At 67.5% G+C, this 22,372-nt stretch carries 20 protein-coding genes and 1 pseudogene; 15 read left to right on the top strand and 6 right to left on the bottom strand.

Going from position 1 to position 22,372, the window contains the following annotated elements:
- Positions 1-341 precede the first annotated feature (341 nt).
- The 3 genes from SK803_RS45325 to SK803_RS45315 are packed head-to-tail and all read left to right on the top strand — an operon-like array spanning position 342 to position 3,133.
- A complete protein-coding gene (locus tag SK803_RS45325; RefSeq protein ID WP_319972454.1) occupies positions 342-1,085 on the top strand; it encodes a response regulator transcription factor in 744 nt (247 codons plus the stop codon).
- On the top strand, positions 1,082-2,341 hold the full coding sequence (locus SK803_RS45320) for a sensor histidine kinase (protein WP_319972453.1): 1,260 nt from the start codon (positions 1,082-1,084) through the stop codon (positions 2,339-2,341). Before SK803_RS45325 ends, SK803_RS45320 begins: the two co-directional genes overlap by 4 nt.
- Before the next feature lie 9 nt (positions 2,342-2,350).
- A complete protein-coding gene (locus SK803_RS45315; RefSeq protein WP_319972452.1) occupies positions 2,351-3,133 on the top strand; it encodes a (deoxy)nucleoside triphosphate pyrophosphohydrolase in 783 nt (260 codons plus the stop codon).
- Here SK803_RS45315 and trpS read toward each other — a convergent pair.
- Positions 3,126-4,049, bottom strand: coding sequence for a tryptophan--tRNA ligase (gene trpS / locus SK803_RS45310; RefSeq protein WP_319972451.1), 924 nt, complete (start codon positions 4,047-4,049; stop codon positions 3,126-3,128). The two genes, SK803_RS45315 and trpS, sit on opposite strands and share 8 nt — an antisense overlap.
- A 170-nt stretch (positions 4,050-4,219) precedes the next feature.
- Between trpS and SK803_RS45305 the strand changes: the two genes are divergently transcribed.
- Complete coding sequence (locus tag SK803_RS45305) at positions 4,220-4,522, top strand: YciI family protein (RefSeq protein WP_319972450.1); 303 nt, start codon at positions 4,220-4,222, stop codon at positions 4,520-4,522.
- Here SK803_RS45305 and SK803_RS45300 read toward each other — a convergent pair.
- Entirely contained in the window at positions 4,488-6,002 is a 1,515-nt protein-coding gene (locus tag SK803_RS45300) for a S41 family peptidase (protein WP_319972449.1), read from the bottom strand. The two genes, SK803_RS45305 and SK803_RS45300, sit on opposite strands and share 35 nt — an antisense overlap.
- Positions 6,003-6,190: 188 nt before the next feature.
- Between SK803_RS45300 and typA the strand changes: the two genes are divergently transcribed.
- From typA to SK803_RS45255, 9 genes are all read left to right on the top strand, one after another.
- On the top strand, positions 6,191-8,086 hold the full coding sequence (gene typA / locus SK803_RS45295) for a translational GTPase TypA (protein WP_319972448.1): 1,896 nt from the start codon (positions 6,191-6,193) through the stop codon (positions 8,084-8,086).
- A gap of 235 nt (positions 8,087-8,321) precedes the next feature.
- A complete protein-coding gene (locus SK803_RS45290) occupies positions 8,322-9,989 on the top strand; it encodes an ABC transporter family substrate-binding protein (protein ID WP_319972447.1) in 1,668 nt (555 codons plus the stop codon).
- A gap of 301 nt (positions 9,990-10,290) precedes the next feature.
- Positions 10,291-12,069: an ABC transporter family substrate-binding protein gene (locus tag SK803_RS45285; RefSeq protein ID WP_319972446.1), complete on the top strand. Its 1,779-nt coding sequence runs from the start codon at positions 10,291-10,293 to the stop codon at positions 12,067-12,069.
- 95 nt (positions 12,070-12,164) lie between these two features.
- Positions 12,165-13,163 (top strand): ABC transporter permease, encoded by a 999-nt coding sequence (locus tag SK803_RS45280; RefSeq protein WP_319972445.1) that lies wholly within the window; start codon positions 12,165-12,167, stop codon positions 13,161-13,163.
- Complete coding sequence (locus SK803_RS45275; RefSeq protein WP_406601672.1) at positions 13,156-14,088, top strand: ABC transporter permease; 933 nt, start codon at positions 13,156-13,158, stop codon at positions 14,086-14,088. The genes SK803_RS45280 and SK803_RS45275 overlap by 8 nt, the downstream gene beginning before the upstream one ends.
- Positions 14,088-15,260, top strand: coding sequence for an ABC transporter ATP-binding protein (locus tag SK803_RS45270; protein ID WP_319972444.1), 1,173 nt, complete (start codon positions 14,088-14,090; stop codon positions 15,258-15,260). The genes SK803_RS45275 and SK803_RS45270 overlap by 1 nt, the downstream gene beginning before the upstream one ends.
- Entirely contained in the window at positions 15,257-16,249 is a 993-nt protein-coding gene (locus SK803_RS45265; protein WP_319972443.1) for an ABC transporter ATP-binding protein, read from the top strand. The genes SK803_RS45270 and SK803_RS45265 overlap by 4 nt, the downstream gene beginning before the upstream one ends.
- A gap of 223 nt (positions 16,250-16,472) precedes the next feature.
- Complete coding sequence (gene mshB / locus SK803_RS45260) at positions 16,473-17,303, top strand: N-acetyl-1-D-myo-inositol-2-amino-2-deoxy-alpha-D-glucopyranoside deacetylase (RefSeq protein ID WP_319972442.1); 831 nt, start codon at positions 16,473-16,475, stop codon at positions 17,301-17,303.
- A gap of 14 nt (positions 17,304-17,317) precedes the next feature.
- The gene (locus SK803_RS45255) at positions 17,318-17,734 is read left to right on the top strand and encodes a hypothetical protein (protein WP_319972455.1); all 417 of its coding nucleotides are present in this window, start codon (positions 17,318-17,320) and stop codon (positions 17,732-17,734) included.
- Here the strand turns inward: SK803_RS45255 and SK803_RS45250 are convergent.
- The gene (locus tag SK803_RS45250) at positions 17,710-18,435 is read right to left on the bottom strand and encodes a GNAT family N-acetyltransferase (RefSeq protein ID WP_455032254.1); all 726 of its coding nucleotides are present in this window, start codon (positions 18,433-18,435) and stop codon (positions 17,710-17,712) included. The two genes, SK803_RS45255 and SK803_RS45250, sit on opposite strands and share 25 nt — an antisense overlap.
- Before the next feature lie 161 nt (positions 18,436-18,596).
- Between SK803_RS45250 and fdxA the strand changes: the two genes are divergently transcribed.
- Together fdxA and dapC are read left to right on the top strand one after the other, a co-directional pair.
- The gene (gene fdxA / locus SK803_RS45245) at positions 18,597-18,923 is read left to right on the top strand and encodes a ferredoxin (protein WP_167974142.1); all 327 of its coding nucleotides are present in this window, start codon (positions 18,597-18,599) and stop codon (positions 18,921-18,923) included.
- A 2-nt stretch (positions 18,924-18,925) separates the two neighbouring features.
- Complete coding sequence (gene dapC, locus SK803_RS45240) at positions 18,926-20,020, top strand: succinyldiaminopimelate transaminase (protein WP_406601673.1); 1,095 nt, start codon at positions 18,926-18,928, stop codon at positions 20,018-20,020.
- Here dapC and SK803_RS45235 read toward each other — a convergent pair.
- From SK803_RS45235 to SK803_RS45225, 3 genes and pseudogenes are all read right to left on the bottom strand, one after another.
- Complete coding sequence (locus tag SK803_RS45235) at positions 20,010-20,834, bottom strand: hypothetical protein (protein WP_319972439.1); 825 nt, start codon at positions 20,832-20,834, stop codon at positions 20,010-20,012. The genes dapC and SK803_RS45235 overlap by 11 nt on opposite strands.
- A gap of 166 nt (positions 20,835-21,000) precedes the next feature.
- Positions 21,001-21,981: a 2,3,4,5-tetrahydropyridine-2,6-dicarboxylate N-succinyltransferase gene (dapD, locus tag SK803_RS45230; RefSeq protein ID WP_406601671.1), complete on the bottom strand. Its 981-nt coding sequence runs from the start codon at positions 21,979-21,981 to the stop codon at positions 21,001-21,003.
- A 165-nt stretch (positions 21,982-22,146) separates the two neighbouring features.
- Positions 22,147-22,372, bottom strand: a pseudogene (locus SK803_RS45225) (IS110 family transposase); the annotation flags it as partial.

Here is a 22,372-nt window from a genome sequence, read left to right as displayed (position 1 = left end):
TCCGCCCCCAGTCCCCCGCCAATCTGATCAGGGGGTACCACGCCACGCGCGGGTTGATGGCACGCCAGTTGCTTTGGGCGGAGGCGTGTTGCGTAGGTGGTGCGGTCCGGGCGGGTCCCCGTCACAAGCCGGGCCAGAGCGAGCCACGCCCAGCAAGGGGTGTCAACTCGACGAAAAGCGTGTCGAGTTGACACCCCTTGCTGGGCGCGGCTTGTGCTGAGGCACGACTCGTGACGGGGACCCGCCCGGAGCGCTGCTTCAAGCTAAGGACGCCTCGGCTTCGCCTTTGGGTCGCCTCGCCTGCGGCATCGGCTTGGGTGGCTTGCTGAGAGTCGGCTGAGATGTTGCGGGCGGCTGGCTCTCAGGAGCGGCATGCTGTGCGTGTGAAGCCTCGGGTGCTGGTCGTGGACGACGAAGTCGGCGTGCGTCGGGCGTTGGAGCGTGGTCTGGCGGCGGAGGGCATGGAGGTCGTTACGGCGGCTGATGGGCCCACTGCGTTGAGGGTGGCGTTGACCGGCGCTTTTGATGTTGTGTTGTTGGACATCATGTTGCCTGGGTTGTCCGGGTATCGGGTGTTGCAGCGGATGCGGGCCGATGGGGTGCGGACGCCGGTGTTGATGGTGTCGGCCAAGGACGGGGAGGTTGATCAGGCGGACGGGCTGGATTTGGGGGCCGACGGGTATCTGGTCAAGCCGTTCAGCTTTGTGGTGTTGGTGGCTCAGGTTCGGGCGTTGTTGCGGCGGGGTGGTGGGGCTCGGCGGAAGTTGACGTTGGGGAATCTTGTTATTGATCGTGGGTTGCGTGAGGTCAGTTGGGCTGGGCAGGACGTTTCGCTGAGTCCTCGTGAGTACGCGGTGCTGGACGTGTTGGCGTCCCGGGCTGGGTCGGTGGTGACCAAGGACGAGTTGTTGCGGACTGTTTGGGGGGACGAGCAGGCTGCTACGCGGAACGCGGTTGAGGTTTATGTGGGGTACCTCAGGCGCAAGTTGGAGGCTGTTGGGGGTGGGGAGGTGGTGCGGACGATTCGGGGGCATGGATACATCGCGTCCACTCCGGACCTCGACAGTGCGTTGGGGAACAAGTGAGTCCTCGCCGCTGGTGGTTTCAGCGCACGTTGCGCTTTCGGATCACTGTGGTGGCCACTGGGGTGGCTTTGTTGTGCTTGCTGGCGTTCACGGGGTTGGCGCCGGCGTTGATCGGGTTGATTCAGATCACCGCGGTGGACCAGGAGTTGGCGAAGCAGCCGCCTCGGGTGCTGGACGTGTCCGGGGTGCCGGTGGACGGGGGTGCGCCGCTTCCGTTGACTGCGCAGGACATTCGTACGTTGAAGTCTGGCGAGCCGGTGTTGAGGTTGGACGGGGCCTCTGCGTACCGGTGGCGGGGGCAGGTGGTGTTCGCGGGGGACGGGTCGCCTCGGCTCGAGGTGTACGGGGACACGTTGCTCGGGTACGAGAACGCCAACACGTTGGGGACGCGGTGGTTGGCGTTCGCGGCTGTGCTGGTGGCCGGGTTGGTGGGGATCGCCACCTGGTTGTCGGTGCGGTCGTCGTTGCGGCCGGTTGAGCGGATGCGGGTTGCCGCTGGGGAGTTGCCGCACGGGGAGCGGTTGCCGGTGCCGCCGTCGCGGGACGAGTTGCAGGCGTTGGCTGAGGCGTTGAACGCCTTGCTGGCTCGGCGGGATGAGGCCTCGGATCGGTTGCGGAGGTTCACCGGGGATGCGGCGCACGAGTTGAGGTCGCCGGTCGCTTCGGTGCGGGCTCAGGCTGAGGTGGCGGTGGCGCATCCGGATCCGGACTTCTCGATCGAGGTTCTGGAGTCGGTGGTCGAGGAGTCGATTCGGCTCAGCGCGCTGGTGGACTCGTTGTTGATCCTGGCTCGGGCGGACACCGGGGTGCCTGGGCGGGCTGATGCGGTTGACCTGGTGTTGGAGGCTGAGGCGGCGATTTCTCGGTTGGACACCGAGTTGTTGGTGCGGTTGACGGCTCCGCCGTCGGCTTGTCTGGTGTCGGCCACTCGGTCCGAGGTCGAGTTGGTGCTGGACAACTTGCTGCGCAACGCCGTTCGGTATGCGTATTCGACGGTCACGCTGACGTTGGTGCCGGTGGGGCGGGACGTGCGGTTGTTGGTGGATGACGACGGCCACGGGATTCCCGTTGAGCACCGGGCGAGGGTGTTCGACCGGTTTTATCGGGTGGAAGAGGATCGCGGGCGGCGGTCGGGTGGTTTCGGGCTCGGGCTGGCGTTGGTGGCGCATCTCGTGCGGCGGCGCGGAGGGTCGGTGCTGGCGGCGGAGTCACCTGCCGGTGGTGCGCGTTTGGAGATCCGCTGGCCGTCCTGGTAGCAAGCTCAGGTGCCAGAGTTGCGAGCGTCGGCGCTGGTCGACGCGCCCGTTGCCGTTGTTGCCGGTGCCTTGGTCGAGACCTCGCTGATCGCGGGGTTCGGGGTGAAGGTGCCGGGTCCCTTGCTGTGCCTGGGAGATGTGCTCACCGGGCCGTTGGGCGTTCGGTTGACGGTCACCCGTGCTGATCTGTCCGGTGTGTCGGCCGCCGGGGACTTCCTGGAGCTGCACACGGACCTCGTGGTCACCGGGGCCGGGACGATGGTGGTCGACCGCGTCAGCTGGACGACGGTGGGTGGCGTCGTCGGGCGGTTCGCGGACGTCACGGTCGGACGCGGCATGGCGTTGCGGGTGTTGCAGAAGCGCTCGGCGTTGCTGGCGTCGCGGTGCGCGGAGCTGCGTGAGGCTCGGGTTGTCGTTGGTGCGGCGATCGTCCGGGATGGACGGTTGCTGGCCCAGCAGCGGTCCTACCCGGAAAGCCATGCGGGGCAGTGGGAACTGCCCGGCGGACGGGTGGAGGACGGCGAGAAGCCGACGGACGCGGTGGTGCGCGAGTGCGTCGAAGAGCTCGGCGTGCCGGTGGTCGTCGGCGAGCAGGTCGGGCCGGACGTGCCGTTGAAGAAGGACATGGTGCTGCGGATCTACGCGGCGTCGCTGGCGGAACCCGGCGGCGATGAGCCGGAAGCGTTGGAGCACAACGCTGTCCGGTGGCTCACCGCCGACGAGCTGCCTGGCGTGGACTGGCTGCCCGCGGACCGGGTGCTGGTGCCCGCCCTTCAAACGCTCCTCAACTGAGCCCGGACAGGCGCAACGCCGCGTTCAGCCGGTGCTGAGCGCGTTCGCGCGCCCGCTCGGCACCTGCTGAACGGATGCGGTCCAGCTCCGCCGGGTCGGCGAGGAGTGCGAGCGTGCGGTCGCGCACGGGTCGGAGTTCCTCGATGACCGCCTCGGCCACGACGTTCTTGAGGTCCGCGAACTTGCTCGTGTAGTCCTCTGGCTCCTTGCCGGTGCAGGAGGTGAGGATCTCGGTCAGGTTCGCAATGCCCTCGGTGGACGAGACCGCGCGACGGACCTTGCGCCGCACCAGATCCGGGTCGTCGAGCACGAAGACGACGCCGGTGGAGTTCTGCGCGGACTTGTCCATCTTGCGCGCCGGGTCCGAGAGGTCCTTGATGCGCGCGCCGACCTTCGGCACCACCGCGGTCGGGACGATGAACGCGTCGCCGTACGCGTGGTTGAAGCGGCGGGCGAGCGCACGGGCCAGTTCGACGTGCTGAAGCTGGTCCTCGCCGACCGGAACCTCCGCGGTGCCCTGCAACAGGATGTCCGCCGCCATCAGCACCGGATAGGTGAGCAGGCTGAGGCGCACGGACTCGCGGCCGAGCGACTTCTCCTTGAACTGGATCATGCGCGCGGCCTCCCCGTACGTGCAGGTGCACTCCAGAACCCAGTTGAGGGCTCCCAGCTCACGGATCAGGTCGCTCTGCACGCACGTGCTCTCCGGGGCGATGCCGGACGCGATGAGCACGGCGAACTGCTCTCTGGTCAGGGATCGCAGACGTTGCGGGTTGTGCGACGACGTCATCGCGTGCAGGTCGCTGATGAAGTACACGTCGTCCTCGGTGCCCTCACGAGCCCACGTGCGCAGCGCCCCGAGGTAGTTGCCCAGGTGGACCTGGCCCGACGGGGTGATGGCGGACAAGCGGATCATGGTGGTTGGTCCTTTCGTGAAGGACCGCCCGGACGAAACGCACAAAAAAGCCGCCCGTCGCGGGCGGCTTGTGTTCGCGTCAGCGCACAGCTACTCCGGCCGCCTGAAAGCGGCCCACCAGTAAGCGTTCATCATGCGCACGTTGGCCAGTATAGGGCTACCGTTGACGAATGTTCATCGTGCTGCTGAAGTACGCCGCGCCACTGGAACAGATCGACTACGCCCTCCCCGACCACCGAGCATGGGTCGAGAAGCAGTACGAGCGGGGCCTGTTCCTCGCCTCAGGGCGTCAAGTGCCGAGGGTCGGCGGCGTGATCATCACGCGCCCCATGCCCCGCGGCAAGCTCGACGCGCTGCTCGCCACGGACCCGTGGGCCGAGCAGAAGCTGGTGAAGTACGAGATCTGCGAGTTCGAGGCGACCCGGACGGCGCCGGAGCTCATGAAGCTGAACGAGGCCGTGCTGCAGGGCTAGAAGCGGCTGGGCACGGCCAGGGCCGGCTTTGAGCGAGCCACTCGATCGCGGCTTCGAGCACGCGATCGTGGGTGCCGTTCGTCCTTGAGTCGTTCGGGTTCGGTGTGTCCGAGCTCGTGACGGGCGTGTCCGAGTTCGTGACGGGCGTGTCGGGGGCGATCGGTTCGTTGCCGTATACGCGTCCTGTGCGGTCGGCCATGTGTGTTGTGGTGATGGCCAGCCGTGCGCCGTCGGGCAGTTTGAAGGCCTGGTTCGCGGTGGCGTAGCCGGCGGTTGGTTCGCCGAAGGTGCGGACGTTGTCCGCGCCCAGGAACGAGATCAGCACCGCCTCGCCCGAGCTCGCGGTGTGGCGGTCGATGAGCACGGCCACCGGCTGGTTTTGCGCTGCGGGGACCTTGGTACGCCGGAACGCTGTGTTCTTGCCGTTGTAGACGTGGCCGCGGCGGATGCCCCAGCCGTGGCCCCCGGTGTTGCCGTGGCCCCCGGTGTTGCCGTGGACGTCGGTGTTGCCGTGGACGTCGGCGTTGCTGCGGTCGTGTGGGCTGACGAACCGGCCCTTCTCGCCCTCGCCGAGCAGCGGGGCGACCACTGTGAGCATCGGGTGCATGTCGCCTCCGCGGTTGCCGCGCAGATCGACCACCCAACCGGTTGGTTGGTGCGCGATGAGGCTGCGAAGTACGGCCAGGCCGGCGGTGACGTACGCGTCGCCGTTGCGAGAGTCGGTCTCGGGCAGAACCAACTGGGCGGTTGGACCGACCACCCGGTCTGTCGGCTCAACCAACTGCCCGGTTACTTCGACTGACCGGTCGGTTACTCCAACTACCTGGGCGGTTGGACCGACCAACTGGTCTGTCGGCCCAGCCAACCGCCCGGTTGCTTCGGCTGGCCGGTCCGTTCGCTCGACCAACTGTCGGGTTGCTTCGACCGACTGGTCTGTCGGCCCAGCCAACCGCCCGGTTGCTTCGGTCGGCCGGTCCGCTCGCTCGACCAACTGTCCGGTTGGACCGACCAACCGGTCTGTCGACCCGGCCAACCGTCCAGTTGCTTCGACCAACCGATCCGTCGCCTCAGCCAACCGCCCGGTCGCCCCGATCAACCAACCAGTCGGGACGGTCGGATCCGGTGCCCGCCCAGCCCGCTGCGACGTGATCAGGCAGGTGTGCGGGTTGCCCAGCGTGGCGATCACCTGACGGATGGCGTCGTAGGTGTCCTCAGGACGGCGTGCGGAGGCCGTCGCGAGGTGAGCTTCGGCACGTAATGCGGGCCAGTCGGCCGAGGAACTCTCCATCGAGTGCCGCTGGAGGAGGTCCAGCGCTTTGTCGACATATGCCCGGACTCCGGCGGCTCTCAAGCTGCCTTCTTCAGCGCCTTCTTGGCTGCCTTGGCGGCCTTCTTCGCCGCCTTCTTCCTGGCCTTGTCCCGTTCCTTGAGCAGGAAGGGGACCGGGCAGCGCTTGCATTGCGGCTTCGACCGGCAGCACTTCTTCTTGAGCTTTTTACCCACTGGTTGCACTCCACTCCGGGCGATGTAGCTAGAGTAGGTGAGGCTCACTTCACTGGCACTCTTGTGTGGTAATGCCGACTTGGCCGGTACTCTGGTGTACGGCTGTGCGCATTGACGTGTCCGGCGCGAGCCCCTCCAACGCCTTCGAAGCTCTAGGAGTTCTGCGTGCCCACGGCCACCGCGCCTGCCCTTCAGACGCGCACTGACCTGCGCAATGTCGCGATCGTCGCGCACGTCGACCACGGCAAGACGACGCTGGTCGACGCAATGCTGCGCCAGTCTGGCGCCTTCTCCGCGCGTGCCGAGCTGGTCGACCGGGTCATGGACTCCGGCGAGCTCGAGCGTGAGAAGGGCATCACCATTCTCGCGAAGAACACGGCTGTCAGGCGGCACACGCCTGACGGTGACGTGATCATCAACGTCGTCGACACCCCCGGCCACGCCGACTTCGGTGGTGAGGTCGAGCGCGCGCTGTCGATGGTGGACGGTGTCGTCCTGCTCGTCGACGCCTCCGAGGGTCCGCTGCCGCAGACCCGGTTCGTGCTGCGCAAGACGCTGTCGGCCGGTCTGCCGGTGATTCTGCTGGTCAACAAGGTCGACCGTCCCGACGCCCGGATCTCCGAGGTGGTCGAGGAAGCTCACGACCTGCTGCTGGACCTGGCCACCGAGGTCGGTGCCGACGAGTCCGTGCTGGACCTGCCGGTCGTCTACGCCTCGGCGCGTGCCGGTCGTGCGTCGCTGACGCAGCCCGAGGACGGCGGCCTGCCGGACGAGGAGAACCTGGACACGCTGTTCCAGGTGCTGATGGACCACATTCCGGCTCCCACCGTGGACGTGGACGGGCCGCTGCAGGCTCTGGTCACGAACCTCGACGCCTCGACGTTCCTCGGCCGTATCGCGCTGTGCCGCATCCACCAGGGCACGATGCGCAAGGGCGAGACCGTGGCGTGGTGCCGGGAGGACGGCGAGCCGGTCAAGGTTCGCATCACCGAGCTCCTCATCACCGAGGCGCTGGACCGCGTTCCGGCCGAGTTCGCTCGTGCGGGTGACCTGGTCGCCATCGCCGGCATCGCGGACATCACCATCGGTGACACGCTGGCCGACGCCGAGACCCCCGAGGCGCTGCCCCGGATCACGGTCGACCAGCCGGCCATCTCGATGACCGTCGGTGTCAACACGTCGCCGCTGGCCGGTCGCAACGGTGGCACGAAGCTCACCGCTCGCGTGCTCAAGGCGCGGCTCGACGCCGAGCTCGTCGGCAACGTGTCCGTCAAGGTGCTCCCGACCGAGCGGCCGGACACTTGGGAGGTACAGGGCCGTGGCGAGCTGGCGCTGGCCATCCTGGTCGAGCAGATGCGCCGCGAGGGCTTCGAGCTGACCGTGGGCAAGCCCCAGGTGGTCACGCACATGGTCGACGGCAAGATCCACGAGCCGTTCGAGCGTCTGTCCGTCGACTGCCCCGAGGAGCACCTCGGCGCCGTCACGCAGCTGCTGGCCAACCGCAAGGGCCGCATGGAGAACATGTCGGGCCACGGCACCGGCCGCATCAAGCTCGACTACGTGGTGCCGTCGCGGGGTCTCATCGGCTTCCGGACCGAGTTCCTCACCGAGACCCGCGGCACCGGCATCGCCAACGCCGTCTCCGAGGGCTACGCGCCGTGGGCGGGCGAGATCCGCACCCGCCACAACGGCTCGCTGGTCGCCGACCGCACCGGCTCCATCACCGCCTACGCGATGATCCAGCTGGCCGACCGCGGCACCTTCTTCGTGGAGCCGGGCGCCGACGCGTACGAGGGCATGGTCGTGGGCGAGAACCCGCGCGCCGAGGACCTCGACGTGAACGTCACCCGCGAGAAGAAGCTCACCAACATGCGGTCCTCCACGGCCGACGTGATGGAGACCCTGGCCCGTCCCCGCAAGCTCTCGCTGGAGGAGGCGCTGGAGTTCTGCGCCGCCGACGAGTGCGTGGAGGTGGCGCCGGACGTCGTGCGCGTCCGCAAGGTCACCCTGGACGCGAACCTGCGCGGCCGCGAGCGTTCGCGCTTGAAGCAGCGCGGCTAGTCCGCACGCTGACGTAACGCCTCACGGAGGGCGGCTGGGCCGATGGCCTGGCCGCCCTTCGCGTTTCAACCACCGAAAACCGGCCGACCCCAGGCCCGAACCACCCGACCAGGTGAGCCGTACTACCCACTGTGCGAGCAACCCGCCACCACCCCGGTACGTCCCTCTAGTGGCGCGGGTGACAAAACTTGGGTTGCCCGAACGCGACCACCACCCTTCTGGCAATGTGAGGACCATGAGGCGACTCGGGGGAGTGCTGGCTGCCGCCATCCTGTGCGGCACCGCCGCCGCGTGCACGAACGCGCCACCTCCGCCGCTCGTCCCGAAGTCCGAGGCCCCCGTCATCACCACGACGGGCCCGAAGGTCACCGAGATCGTGGTGGGCGTGGACGACGTGGCGGGCGGCTACAACCCGCACTCGCTGGCGGCCCAGAGCCCCATCACCACCGCGCTGAGCTCGCTGCTGCTGCCGAGCGCCTTCCGCGCGGGGCCCGACGGCGCGCCGCAGCTGGACCGGAACCTCATGGTGAGCGCGAAGGTCACCAAGGCCGAGCCGTTCACCGTCACGTACACGATCCGCAAGGACGCGAGCTGGTCGGACAGCGCCCCGATCGCCGCCGAGGACTTCTACTACCTCTGGCAGCGGATGCGCGTCGAGCCCGGTGTCGTCGACCCCGCGGGTTACCGGCTGATCAACAACATCAGCGCGCGCGAGGGCGGCAAGGTCGTCGAGGTCGCGTTCGGCAAGCCGTTCCCCGGCTGGCGGTCGCTCTTCGCGAACCTGTTGCCGGCGCACCTGCTCAAGGACGCGCCCGGCACCTGGTCGAACGTTCTCAGCACCAACTTCCCCGCCACCGCGGGGCCGTTCCAGGTGCGCAGCCTGGACGAACCGCGCGGCGAGGTCGTGCTCGAGCGCAGCGATCGGTACTGGGAGACGCCGACAACCCTTGACAGGGTGGTGATCCGGCGGGCCACGCACACCGCGATGGCCGAGTCACTGTCCAAAGGGGACAACCAGGCCGCGCTGCTGCGGGCGGACGCCGCGGACGTCAACCTGCTCGAGGAAAACGCGAAGCTGACCACGAAAGCCGTGCCGCGCAACGAGGTTGTGCAGGTGCTGCTGCGGCCGGTGAGTGATCAGCTCAAGGACGTCAAGGCGCGCAGGGCGATCGTGGCCGCGCTCGACCGGGACGCGCTCATCGCGTCCGGCACGCAGAGCGGGCCGAGCGCGCAGTTCCGGGCCGACTCGTACGTGGTGCCGCCGAGCCGCACCGGGTACCAGGCGACCATCACCGGCAACACGCTCAACGCGGCGGTCAGCGACCAGCTCCTCACCGAGATCGGGTACGCCAAGAACGCGCAGGGTGCGTGGGAGAAGGCCGGCAAGGCGCTCAAGCTGAAGATCGCCGCGCCCGAGAAGGTCGAGCCGTACGTCACCATCGCGAACCGGATGAAGGCGCAGCTGGCCGAGCGCGGCATCCAGGCCGACGTCGTCACGCCGAACGCCGAGGACCTCTTCAGCAAGCAGCTCCTCGAGAAGGACATCGACATCGCCGTCATGCCGCGGGTCGACGCCGGTGACTCGGCGGCGGGTCTGGCGAGTGCGTACGGGTGCGTGGGTGACGCGCCGGACGGGGCGACGCCCAGCCCGCAGAACCCGGCCGGGTTCTGCGATCAGACGATCCAGACGGACATCGAGGCCGCGCTCAACGGCAAAATTCTGCTCGGCGACGCACTCGCCCGCATCGAGCCGCAGATCCAGGCCCAGGCCGTGGCGGTGCCGTTGTTCCAGGTAGTGGATCTTCTTGGTGTGCTTCCCACGGCGGTTTCCGGGGTCGACACCGGTGCGCCGCTCGCCGGCGTGCTCAGCGGTGCACCCGAATGGCGGCGTCTCGACAAGTAGCGACGGGTCGGAAAACCGGTTGCTTTCGAGGTTTGGGCGTTGGTACGTTCGGCCGCCCTTGTTGACAGAATTCACAGCGCCCGGTTAACGAACGCATTCGCCCGGTAATCGGGCCATCGCGGCGCGCTACAAGGTGTCTCCATTGGGTCACGATCGCCCTCCTAGGTAGTGACCGCCACCTCGCCAGGTTCTTACCGTGCCACCCACGATGTGCCGGTTCGGGGCGCGTATGGCACATCACGGTTATGGGCGTGCTGGCCGACCTGGCCACGGCCGCCCAGTGCTAGGAGGGCACGTGTCGATGAGGAGAACCAAAGCACTTCCGGCGATCGCGCTGGTCGCCAGCGCGTCTCTCGTGCTGGGTGCCTGTGGTGGCGGTGGCGGGACCAGCGACAGTGATGGCGGAGACGCCACCGTCGCCGAGATGGCGAGTGCCCGCGGCGAGTCCGCGGACGGCTACACCGCGCCGGAGACGAAGCAGAGCGGTCAGGTCGTCGTGACGACCGACAAGCCGTTCACCTCGTACAACAACGCGACGGAAGACGCCAACCAGTCCTACAACACGTTCGCGTTGACGCTCGTGCAGCCTGGCGTGCACATCATCAACGGCAACAACAAGGTCATCCTGAACAAGGACACCACGGAGTCGATCGAGGTCACCTCGAAGTCTCCGCAGGTCGTGACCTGGAAGCTGAAGAAGGGCGTCACCTGGTCCGACGGCGAGGCCTGGGACTGCGACGACATCTACATGGCGTGGTTCACGCAGTCGAACTCGTCGAAGAAGGCCGACGGCACCAAGTACTTCAAGCCGGCCAGCACCACCGGGTACGACCTGATGACCGGTGAGTGCAAGGACGACCAGACGTTCGTCGGCACGTTCTCCGCTCCGTACCCGGACTACGAGGACATGTTCAACAACGACGTCCTCCCGGCACACATCCTCGAGAAGAACGCCGGCGTCGCCGACGTCACCAAGCTGAACAAGGACAGCGCCGCCGCTGACATCCAGAAGGTCGCTGACTTCTGGAACGACAAGTGGAACGGCTTCACCAAGGACCTCATGCCGGGTGCGGGCCCCTACGTCCTGACCGGCTTCGAGCCGAACCAGTCGGTGACGCTGGAGCGCAACCCCAAGTGGGTCGGCAAGCCCGGTGGCCCCGAGAAGATCGTGCTGAAGGCGATCTCGGACCCGGTCGCGCAGGCGCAGGCGCTGGAGAACGGCGAGGTCGCCGTCAACTCCTTCGCGCAGCCGGACGCGAACGCGGCCACGAAGCTCAAGAGCCTCAACGCCCAGGGTGTCACGTTCGGCGCGGGCCCCGGCCTGTCGTTCGAGCACCTCGACATCCAGATGAAGCACCCGGTGCTGAGCAAGGAAGAGGTCCGCAAGGCCTTCTTCATGTGCGTCAAGCGCCAGGACATCATCGACAAGCTCATCACCGAGGTCCAGGCCGACGCCAAGCCGCTCGGCAGCCTGATCTTCTTCCCGAAGGACGAGGGCTACAAGGACGTCTACGCGGACAAGGCCAAGGGTGACGCGGCCGAGTCGAAGAAGATCCTTTCCGGGGCCGGCTGGACGCAGGGCGCCGACGGCGTGTTCGCGAAGGACGGCGTCCGCGCCTCCTTCCGGATCAGCCACACCGACATCCCGCGACGCAAGCAGACCGTCGAGCTGATCCAGGGTCAGTGCAAGGAAGCCGGCATCGAGGTCAAGGACGACACCGACCCGAACTTCCTCGACGAGCGCGTCTCCGCCGGTGACTACGACGTCGCGCTGTTCGCGTGGTCCTCCGCGCCGTTCAAGAGCGGCAAGAAGTCGATCTACGAGACCGGTGGTGGCCAGAACTGGCAGAACCTGAGCGTGCCGAAGGCCGACGAGGCCATGAAGCAGGCTGTCTCCCAGACCGCCATCGCCGACTCGCTGAAGTACTTCTCCGAGGCGGACGAGGCGCTGGCCGGTGCGTACGGTTCGCTGCCGCTGTTCCAGATGCCGAACATGTGGGCCTTCAAGGGACTCGACCGCGTGTACTTCCAGAGCTACTACGGCGCGCTTTGGAACGCCAACGAGTGGCAGACCAAGTAATTCGCGACAGCTGAAGTTGCGCAACGCCTGACCGGGCGGGGCCGGACCACGAGTCCGGCCCCGCCCGAGCCGGGTTGCCCCCTAGGAGCCCGCCCGTGATCCGCTACATCATCCGGCGCCTGCTGATCTCCATACCCATCCTGCTGATCGGCAGCTTCGCCTGTTACGTCCTCGTCGCCACCGCCGGCAACCCCTTGGCGGAAATGCGATTCCGGCCCGGCGTCACCGACGCCGACATCAAGGCCGCCGAGATCTCCCTCGGCTTGGACAAGCCCGTCATCGTCCGCTACTGGAACTGGCTCACCGACTTCCTGTCCGGTGACTGGGGCCAGAGCATCGCTCTCGGTCAGGCCAAGACCGCTGTCTTCCCCGCCGTCACCGACGCGCTGTGGACCACCGGACGGCTCGTCATCGGTGCCGAACTTCTCGCTCTCACCCTGGGTGTCTCGGTCGGCGTGCTCGCCGCCGTGCGCCAGTACTCGATCTTCGACTACCTCGCCACCAGCACCGCGTTCCTGATGTTCTCGATGCCGATCTTCTGCGTCGCGGTCATCGTGAAGAACTACGGCATCCAGTTCAACAACGTCCTGGAGTCGATGGGGCTGGACCGCTGGCTCACCACCGCGGGCCCGCGGCCGGGTGGTTTCAGCGGCAGCTTCGGCGAAGTGATCTTCAAGTACACCGGCACGTTCCTGCTTCCCACGGTCGCGCTGATGCTGATCAGCTTCGCGGCCTACAGCCGGTTCGAACGCGCCTCGATGCTGGAGATCCTGCACTCGGACTTCGTGCGCACCGCGCGGGCGAAGGGCATCTCGCAGGGCCGCGTGATCTTCAAGCACGCGTTCCGCAACGCGCTGATCCCCGTGGCCACGCTGTTCTCGCTGAACTTCGGTGCCGTGCTCTCCGGCGCGATCATCACCGAGACCGTGTTCGGCTGGGCCGGCATGGGCACGCTGCTGGTGAACTCCGTCCGCCAGTTCGACCCGCCGATGCTGATGGGCTGGCTCGCCGTCACCGCGACGCTGATCGTGCTGTTCAACCTGATCGCCGACGTCGTGTACGGCATCCTCGACCCTAGGATTCGCCTTGGCTAACATCAACCTGGCGTCCGAGGGCGGCGTGGTGAGCAGTGCTCCCGAGTCCGGCTCCCACGAGTTCGACGCCACCAAGACCCGCACGCAGGGCCAGCTCGTCATGAGGCGGTTCCTGCGCCACCGGCTCGCGATGGTGAGCCTCGGCGTCTTCGTCTTCCTCGTGCTTTTCGCGTTCCTCGGCCCGTTCATCTGGACGTACGACTACGAGGACGTGACGAGCAGGTCCTACCAGCCGATGAGCGGCACTCACCCGCTCGGCACCACCCAGGTCGGCAAGGACATGCTGGCGCTGCTCATGCGCGGCACCGGCTACTCGCTGCAGATCGCGTTGATCGTGGCCGCGCTGGCGACCGCCATCGGCGTGACTTTCGGTGCTCTCGCGGGATATCTGCGCGGCTTCGTCGACACGGCGCTGATGCGTCTGGTCGACCTGCTGCTGATCATCCCGCAGATCGCGGTCGCCGCGATCGTGGTGAAGGGCTTCTCCGGCAGCTGGTACGTCGTCGCACTGGTGCTCGCCGCCTTCGCCTGGATGCAGATCGCCCGGATCACCCGTGGTGAGACGCTTTCCTTGGCACAGCGGGAGTTCATCGAGGCGGCGCGGGCCTGTGGCGCCTCCACCTCGCGGATCATCTTCAAGCACCTCGTGCCGAACATGATCGGCAGCATCACCGTCAACGCGACGCTGGCGATCGCGAGCGCGGTGCTGACCGAGGCCGCGCTGTCCTTCCTGGGTCTGGGAGTCCAACCTCCCGACACGTCTCTGGGCGTGATCGTCCTGGAGAACTACGGGCAGTTCCTGAACCGGCCGTGGCTGTTCTGGGGTCCGTTCATCGTGCTCGTGTCGCTCTCCCTCGCCGTCAACTTCATCGGTGACGGCCTGCGCGACGCGTTCGACCCGAGGCAGACGAAGGTGCGTGCCTGATGACCACTGTTTCCGAACTGTCGGAGGACTTCCTGCCCTCCAACACCACCGCACCGCTGCTCTCGGTCAAGGGCCTCTCGGTCACGTTCCCGACCGACGACGGCGACGTCCGCGCCGTGCGCGACGTCTCGTTCGACCTCAACCCCGGCGACGTGCTGGGCATCGTCGGCGAGTCGGGCTCCGGCAAGTCCGTGTCCTCCATGGCGATCATGGGCCTGCTGCCCAAGAACGCGATCATCGACGGCTCGATCCGCTACCGCGGCGAGGAGCTGAACGGCCGCACCTACAAGCAGATGCAGCCGTTCCGCAGCAAGCACATCTCGATGATCTTCCAGGACCCGATGACGTCGCTGAACCCCGTCTACACGGTGGGGTGGCAGCTCGCCGAGACCTACCGGGCGCACCACAACGTCTCGAAGAAGGCGGCGTGGGCCAAGGCGGTCGAGTCGCTGGAACTGGTCGGCATCCCGCAGCCGGACAAGCGGGCGAGCCAGTACCCGCACGAGTTCTCCGGCGGCATGCGGCAGCGCGTGGTGATCGCGATGGCGATCATCAACGACCCCAGCGTGATCATCGCCGACGAGCCGACCACCGCGCTCGACGTGACGGTGCAGGCGCAGATCCTCGACACCATGCTGCGCATCCAGTCCGAGACCGACGCGGCGATCGTCATGATCACGCACGACCTCGGCGTGGTCGCGGGCATGGTCAACCGCGTGCAGGTGATGTACGGCGGCACGGTGGTCGAGTCCGGCCCCGTCGACGACGTCTTCGAACGGCCGCGGATGCCTTACACCGTGGGACTTCTGGGCTCGGTCCCGAACCCGGCGACGCTCGGCAAGCGGCTCACCCCGATCAAGGGCGCGCCGCCGTCGCTGGTGAACCTGCCGACCGGGTGCTCCTTCTCGCCGCGCTGCCCGCTTGTCGCCGACGTGTGCCACGAGTGGGAACCGCTGCTGGAGGAGGCCGGCGCCGCGAACCACACGACGCGGTGCCACCGGTGGGAGCACCTGGCGACCATCGAGCAGCCGCAGAAGCTGTTCCTGCACGACGAGATCGGCACGGTCGAGAACCCGGCGGTGTTCGCCGCGGCCAACCCCGACGAGTCGCTCGAAGTCACCGCCGTGCACGGATCTCTGCTCACGGACCTGAGGGATGAGGAGGCGAAGTGACCGCGCCACTGCTGGAGGTCACCGACCTCGTCAAGGAGTTCCCCGTGCGGGGCAAGGGAATCATCCCGCGCAACATCGGCACGGTGCAGGCCGTGTCCGGGGTGTCGTTCACGCTGCACCCCGGCGAGACGCTCGGCCTGGTCGGCGAGTCCGGCTGCGGCAAGTCCACCACCGGGCGGGCGATCCTGCAGCTGCACAAGCCGACCTCCGGCTCGGTGAAGTTCGACGGCCACGAGCTCACTTCCATGAGCACCAAGCAGTTGCGGCCGTTGCGCAAGGACATCCAGATCGTCTTCCAGGACCCGTACGCGTCGCTGAACCCCAAGTGGCAGGTCAACGACATCATCGCGGAACCCCTGGTGATCCACGGTGTCGAGGGCGGCGTGCAGCGTCGCGTCAACGAGTTGATGGAGCTCGTGGGTCTGAACCCCGAGCACCGCAACCGTTACGCGCACGAGTTCTCCGGCGGTCAGCGGCAGCGCATCGGCATCGCCAGGGCGCTCGCGCTGAACCCGCGGTTCCTGGTGCTGGACGAACCGGTGTCCGCTTTGGACGTCTCGGTGCAGGCCGGTGTCGTGAACCTGCTGGAGGAACTGCAGGAACGGCTCGGGCTGGCCTACCTGTTCGTCGCGCACGACCTCTCGGTGGTGCGGCACATCTCCGACCGCGTCGCGGTGATGTACCTCGGCAAGATCATCGAGATCGGCGAGCGCGAGGCCATCTACGCCAAGCCGATGCACCCGTACACGCAGGCGTTGCTGTCCGCGGTGCCGATGCCGGATCCCAAGCAGGAGCGCAAGCGTCAGCGGATCGTGCTGACGGGTGACGTGCCGTCACCCGTCAATCCGCCGTCGGGTTGCAGGTTCCGCACGCGCTGCTGGAAGGCCCAGGACATCTGCGCCACCGAAGAACCGAAGCTGGAAAGGCGTGGTGGACCGGAAGGAACGTTGTCCGCGTGCCACTTCGCCGAGGAGCGTTCGATGGTTTAGGCAGGCGATCTGCCTGGCCTGGGATGAGCCTCGAGCTGGCCTGGGCGAGCGCGTTGTGGCCGACGCGGGTTTCGCGAGATCGCGTCGGTCATCCGGTCAACCGCTCATGTCGAATTCGGCGAAGCCCAATTCGGCATGAGCGATTCGGCCGGATGACCGACTTCCCGGCGATCTCGCCGCCCCTGCGGAGCAGGGGCCGTAAACACCGCTTTACTCTTTTCCGGTGACGCTGACTGCCCCACCACGGTTGCTCTTCGTGCACGCCCACCCGGACGACGAGAGTCTCTGGACCGGCGGCACCATCGCGCGCTACGCCTCGGCGGGCGCGCACGTCACTGTCGTCACCTGCACGCTGGGGGAAGAGGGCGAGATCATCCCGCCCGCGCTGGCGCATCTGGCCGCCGACGCCGCCGACCAGCTGGGCGGGTACCGAGTGGGCGAGCTGAGATCCGCTTGCGCCGCACTCGGCGTGACCGACCACAGATTCCTCGGCGGCATCGGCCGCTGGCGCGACTCCGGCATGGTCGACGTGCCGTCCAACGCGCACCCACGCGCGTTCGTCCAGGGATCGCTGGACGACCAGACTGCCCAGCTGGTCGAGATCCTGCGTGAGGTCAAGCCTCAGGTCGTCGTGAGCTACGACGCGTTCGGCGGCTACGGCCACCCTGATCACATCCGCGCGCACGAGATCACCGTGGCCGCGTGCGCTCAGGTCTCCGACGTGGAGCGGGTCTTCTACGCCGTGACGTCCCGCGACGCCACGAACGCCGGTGTCGAGGCGCTGGAGAACGTGCCCGAGGCGTTCCGGCTGCCGGAGCCCGGCGAGCTGCCGGTGACGCCGGACGGGGACATCACGACCGTGATCGACGTGTCGGAGCACCTGACGGCGAAACGCCGCGCGTTGCGCGCACACTCGACGCAGGTCAGTGTGTGGGACGACGGGTACGCGCTGTCGAACAACATCGCCCAGCCGCTGGTCGGCGGTGAGTTCTACGTGCTGGCGAAGGGTTCCGCGGAAGGCGCGGACACAGATCTGTTCGGAGGACTCGGGTGACCGGTAGCGGGCGAGTGCTCTTGCTGCTGCTTCTGTGCGTCGAGGCAGCAGCGCTCGCCGTGCTGGAAACGATGTTCCTGCCGCTGCGCTTCGACGGCACGCTGCTGCCGAAGCTGAGCGACTGGCCGTTCCCGATCACGATCGCGGTGGCCGTCGTCACGACGCCGTTGCTGGTGTCGTGGGCGGCCTCGCTGTCCGAACGGGTCGTCACGGCCGCGCTGCCGTTGATCGTGTGGTTCTTCACGCTGATGGTGTTCGGCTACTTCGAGCCGGGTTACGCCTCCGGCAGCCCGGTGCTGTTGCTCCAGGACTGGCGCGGGCTGCTGTTGCTCGCCGGCGGCGCGCTGACGGGTGCGGTGGCCGTGGGTGCCGTGATGGCGCGCAACGCGGCCAACCGGCCCGGCCTCTACGAGACCGCGGGCACCCAGTAGCGGTAGCGGTGGTGCTCGGCGCAGCCGAGCTCCTCGTACAACCGGATCGCCGGCTCGTTGTGCTCGGCGACCTGCAGCGCGCACGTCGTGGCGCCCTGTTCCAGACCCCAGCCCGCCAGCTCGCCCATGAGCCGCCTTGCGAGGCCCTGACGGCGATGTGACGGCCGCACCGCGAGCCGGGCGACGTGCAACACGTCCTCGACCACAGCGCCCCGCACAGCGGCGACCACGGTGCCGTTTTCGGAGCCGTTTTCGACGGTGCCGGCGAAGCACACGTTGGTGCCGCTGCCGAGCACGTGCCGTTGGGCGGGGGAAACCTCGGATCCGGCCGTGAGTTCCCACCATCCGGGAAGATCGCGACTCTCGGCTACGCCGTCGGCGAACTTCTCCAGCGGGCCGGTCATGACCAGCGACTCCGCGCCGCCGGGGTGATCGAGATCCACCCGCCAGCCCGCGGCCTCGATCGCCTGTTCCGGTGGTGAGCCGATGACCACATGAGCGGTGGGTTTGATGCCGTGCTCACGCGCGAACCCTTCGATCACGCCCAACGCACGTGGAATCGGCATGCCGGGATCGCCGCAGGTCAGCGTGCTGTTGGCGCGGCCGGTGAAGCCGTCGGCAGCACGCATCAACCAGTCTCCAAGCGGAACTTCTGCCAGGACGGGCCATGCTCGCGCGCAGAGCGATTCCAGGTGATCCACGGTGTGCACACGTCCATCCTGACTACGTTGGCGAGAGATTTTCCGCACAGGAGTTGTGACGTGGCACACCGTGCAGCTAAGGCAAGCCTGACCGGGTGATACTCGAACCTGCCGCGTACTCTCCGGCTTGCGCGGTGTGACCGATGAAGTTGGAGAGCGCAGTGACTTATGTGATCGCCCAGCCGTGCGTGGACGTGCTCGACAAGGCGTGCATCGAAGAGTGCCCCGTCGACTGCATCTACGAAGGCGACCGGATGCTCTACATCCACCCCGACGAGTGTGTGGACTGTGGCGCGTGCGAACCCGTGTGCCCGGTGGAAGCCATCTACTACGAGGACGACGTCCCCGATGAGTGGAAGGACTACACCAAGGCCAACGTGGACTTCTTCAACGAGCTCGGCTCGCCCGGTGGCGCGTCCAAGGTCGGCAAGGTCAGCGCCGACCCGCCGATGATCAAGGAGCTCGAGCCGCAGGCCGAGGGGCATTGATCATCCAACGCAGGGGCCCGGCACTGCCGGACTTCCCGTGGGACTCGCTGGCCGACCACGCCGCCAAAGCGCGCAAGCACCCCGGTGGCGTGGTCGACCTGTCGGTCGGCACGCCCGTCGACCCGGTTCCCGCGGTGATCCAGTCCGCGCTGTCGTCGGTCGCGGACATCCCCGGCTACCCGACCACCCACGGCACGCCCGAACTGCGTGCGGCCTTCGTCGCCGCCGTCGAGCGGCGCTACGGGATCGTCGGGCTGCCGGCGGACGCGGTGCTGCCCACGATCGGCTCCAAGGAGCTCGTGGCGTGGCTGCCGACCCTGCTCGGCGTCGGGCCCGGCGACATCGTGGCCGTGCCGTCGGTGGCCTACCCGACCTACGAGGTCGGGGCATTGCTCGCGGGAGCCACCGTCGTGCGGCTCGCCGACGGGGAGAAGCCGCCGGCCGGTACTCGGCTGGTGTGGCTGAACTCGCCGTCGAACCCGACCGGGCGCGTGTTGTCGGCCGAGCAGTTGCGTGACGCTGTTGCCGCCGCCCAGGCCGTTGGCGCGGTGGTCGCTTCCGACGAGTGCTACCTCGCGTTGCCGTGGGACGACGCCGCGCCGGTGTCGGTGCTGCATCCGTCCGTTGTGGACTCCTTCGACGGTGTGCTCGCCGTGCACTCGCTGTCGAAGTCGTCGTCGCTGGCCGGTTATCGGGCCGGGTTCATCACCGGTGACCCCGAGCTGATCTCAGGTCTGCTGGAGCTGCGCAAGCACGCCGGGATGATCGTGCCCCGGCCGGTGCAGGAAGCCATGCGGGCCGCGCTGGAGGACGACACGCACGTCGCCGAGCAGCGGTCGCGGTATCAGGCCAGGCGCGAGGTGTTGAAGCCCGCGCTGGAAGCTGCCGGGTTCGTGGTGTCGCACTCCGAGGCCGGGCTGTACCTGTGGTCGTCGCGCGGTGAGGACGCCTGGGAGACCATCTCCTGGCTGGCCGATCGCGGGATTCTCGCGGCGCCGGGCACGTTCTACGGACCGGCTGGTGCCCAGCACGTCCGGATCGCGCTCACCGCCACCGACGAGCGGATTGCCGCGGCAGCGGAGCGCCTCAAGGCTTGAGGGCCGACCAGACCCTGCGGGTGAACTGGTTCGGGGGCACGGCGTCCGTCGTCAGGCGGACGCTGGTGCTGATCTCCTCGCCGCTCAGACCCAGGCCGAGCACCAGGTGCCAGTGCAGGTCCCAGAGGTCCTGGAAAGAGTCCAGGTCCACGTCGGCGTCCGCGCTCACGTGCAGGACCGCTGGTTCCGCCACCCGCACCACGCGCTCTACCGCTCGCACGTCTCTGCTGTTCGTGCGGAAGCTGAAGGCCAGGTCCACCGTTTCGCTGTCCAGGCCGTACGTCGCGTACGAGTGGCATCTGTGGTGTGGCAACGACAACGGCTGGTTCGTCTCCAGGTAGAGGTCGCCCTCGAACCTCAGCGTGGGGGAGTGCTGACTGAGGGTGGCTCTGGCGCTGACGAACTCCCAGCCCGGCATGTCCAGCTTGGGGATCAGGAGTTCCAGGATCTCGCCACGGCGGGCACTTCTCGTGCGTTCGCCTGAGCGCCAGGGGATTTCCCTGCTGTAGGGCTCTTTCTTGGTGACGAAGACGTACGGCGCGTTGTCGGTCTGGAGTGACAGCACGACGACTGTTCTGCCCATCGCCCAGTCGAACGCCACCGTGGTGAGGCCTGGGGCCACGCCGTCGAAGTGGCTCTCGACCCTGGGCCACCAGCTGGAGAGTTCCTCGGCCAGGGCGCCTTTGACGTAGCGGCCCTTCTCGTCGACGCCGACGATCCACATCGCCTCTGAGCCACGTGCCGCGTTGCAGAGGGCGGCGATCTGCCTGGCGGCTTTGCCGTGGTCGACCGGCCACTGGGTTTTGAACTCCACGAAGGAGTCTTCTGACTGGGCCCCCTCCAGAGCACGTTCGATGGCGGCTCGAGCGTTCAGCTCTATCCGTTGTTTCAGCACGTGCACCTCCTCGGGTGGGGCTCAGGTGGCGCGGGCCCAGGCTGCCTGCGCAGACTGGGCCCTGGACGTCGAGTTTCCTCTTCTTTCAGTCGTTCGCGTGGAGGGCGGCGTTCAGTTCCACGCCGGTGCCCTTCCTGGGCTTGACCTTGACGGTGCCGGTGACCGAGTCGCGGATGAAGAGCAGGCCGGACTGGCCGCTCAGGGTCTGGGCCTTGACGATCTCGCCGTCGGGGAGGGTGACCTTGGTGCCGGCGGTGACGTAGAGGCCCGCCTCGATCACGCAGTCGTCGCCGAGGGAGATGCCGAGGCCGGCGTTGGCGCCCAGGAGGCAGCGTTCGCCGATGCTGATGACCTGCTTGCCGCCGCCGGAGAGGGTGCCCATGATCGAGGCGCCGCCGCCCACGTCCGAGCCGTCGCCCACCACTACGCCGCCGGAGATTCGGCCTTCCACCATGGAGTTGCCCAGGGTGCCGGCGTTGAAGTTCACGAAACCCTCGTGCATGACGGTGGTGCCTGGGGCCAGGTGGGCGCCGAGCCTGACCCGGTCGGCGTCGCCGATTCGGACGCCTGTCGGGAGTACGTAGTCGACCATGCGTGGGAACTTGTCGACGCTGTAGACGGTTACTGGGCCGCGTACCCGGAGGCGGGTTCGGGTTTGTTCGAAGTTCTCCACCGCGCAGGGGCCGTGGTTGGTCCAGACGACGTTGGTCAGCAGGCCGAACATGCCGTCCAGGTTGGCGCCGTGGGGCTTGATGAGGCGGTGGCTCAGGAGGTGGAGGCGGAGCCAGATGTCGTAGGTGTCGCGAGGGGCCTCGGACAGGGTGATTGCTACGCGGACGCCTACTACCTCTACGCCGCGTTCCAGGTCTTCGCCGAGGAGCTTTGCCGCGGACTCCCCCAGGGCTTCTGCGATCTCTGCGGAGGACACGCGGGTCGTTCCTGGGGCCGTGTCCGGGGCCGTGCCTGGGGTCGTCGCCTCGTCCAGGGCGGGGGACGGGTACCAGGTGTCCAGGACGGTGCCGTCTGGGGTCACAGTGGCCAGGCCGATGCCGTATGCAGTGCTCACGGGCACCGAGCTTAGTCCGGGGACGGGGGTTGGGCGGTGGTTGGGTTGGGTGCGGGTGGTCCGGTTTAGGGATTTCGGGGCTCCGCCCCGGACCCCGCCAATCTGATCAAAGACCAGCCCCACGCCACACGCGGGTTGATGGCACGCCTGACGCTCCTATAGATGTCAAGCGATGGTTGCGAGGTCTTTCATGATCGCGGTGTGGGCTTCGTGGAGGACGTAGCGTTTGAGGCAGCGGATGATGTCGCGTTTGGTGAGGCCTTGTTCGGTGCGTCGTTGCAGGTAGGCCTGTGTGCGTGTGCAGTAGCGCAGGCGGACGACGACGGCGGCGTGCAGGACGCGGTTGGCTTGGCGTTCGCCGCCTTTGTTGAGGCGGTGGCGGTCGGTGCGG

The organism is Lentzea miocenica (assembly GCF_033949945.1).
GTDB lineage: Bacteria > Actinomycetota > Actinomycetes > Mycobacteriales > Pseudonocardiaceae > Lentzea > Lentzea miocenica.
This window is presented reverse-complemented; position numbering and strand designations above follow the sequence as displayed.

Excerpts from the sequence above, each read along its gene's own strand:
- SK803_RS45325 (WP_319972454.1), top strand. The coding sequence starts at position 342 with ATGTTGCGGGCGGCTGGCTCTCAGGAGCGGCATGCTGTGCGTGTGAAG.
- trpS (WP_319972451.1), bottom strand. The coding sequence starts at position 4,049 with ATGATCCGCTTGTCCGCCATCACCCCGTCGGGCCAGGTCCACCTGGGC.
- SK803_RS45305 (WP_319972450.1), top strand. The coding sequence starts at position 4,220 with ATGTTCATCGTGCTGCTGAAGTACGCCGCGCCACTGGAACAGATCGAC.
- SK803_RS45290 (WP_319972447.1), top strand. The coding sequence starts at position 8,322 with ATGAGGCGACTCGGGGGAGTGCTGGCTGCCGCCATCCTGTGCGGCACC.
- SK803_RS45285 (WP_319972446.1), top strand. The coding sequence starts at position 10,291 with ATGAGGAGAACCAAAGCACTTCCGGCGATCGCGCTGGTCGCCAGCGCG.
- SK803_RS45270 (WP_319972444.1), top strand. The coding sequence starts at position 14,088 with ATGACCACTGTTTCCGAACTGTCGGAGGACTTCCTGCCCTCCAACACC.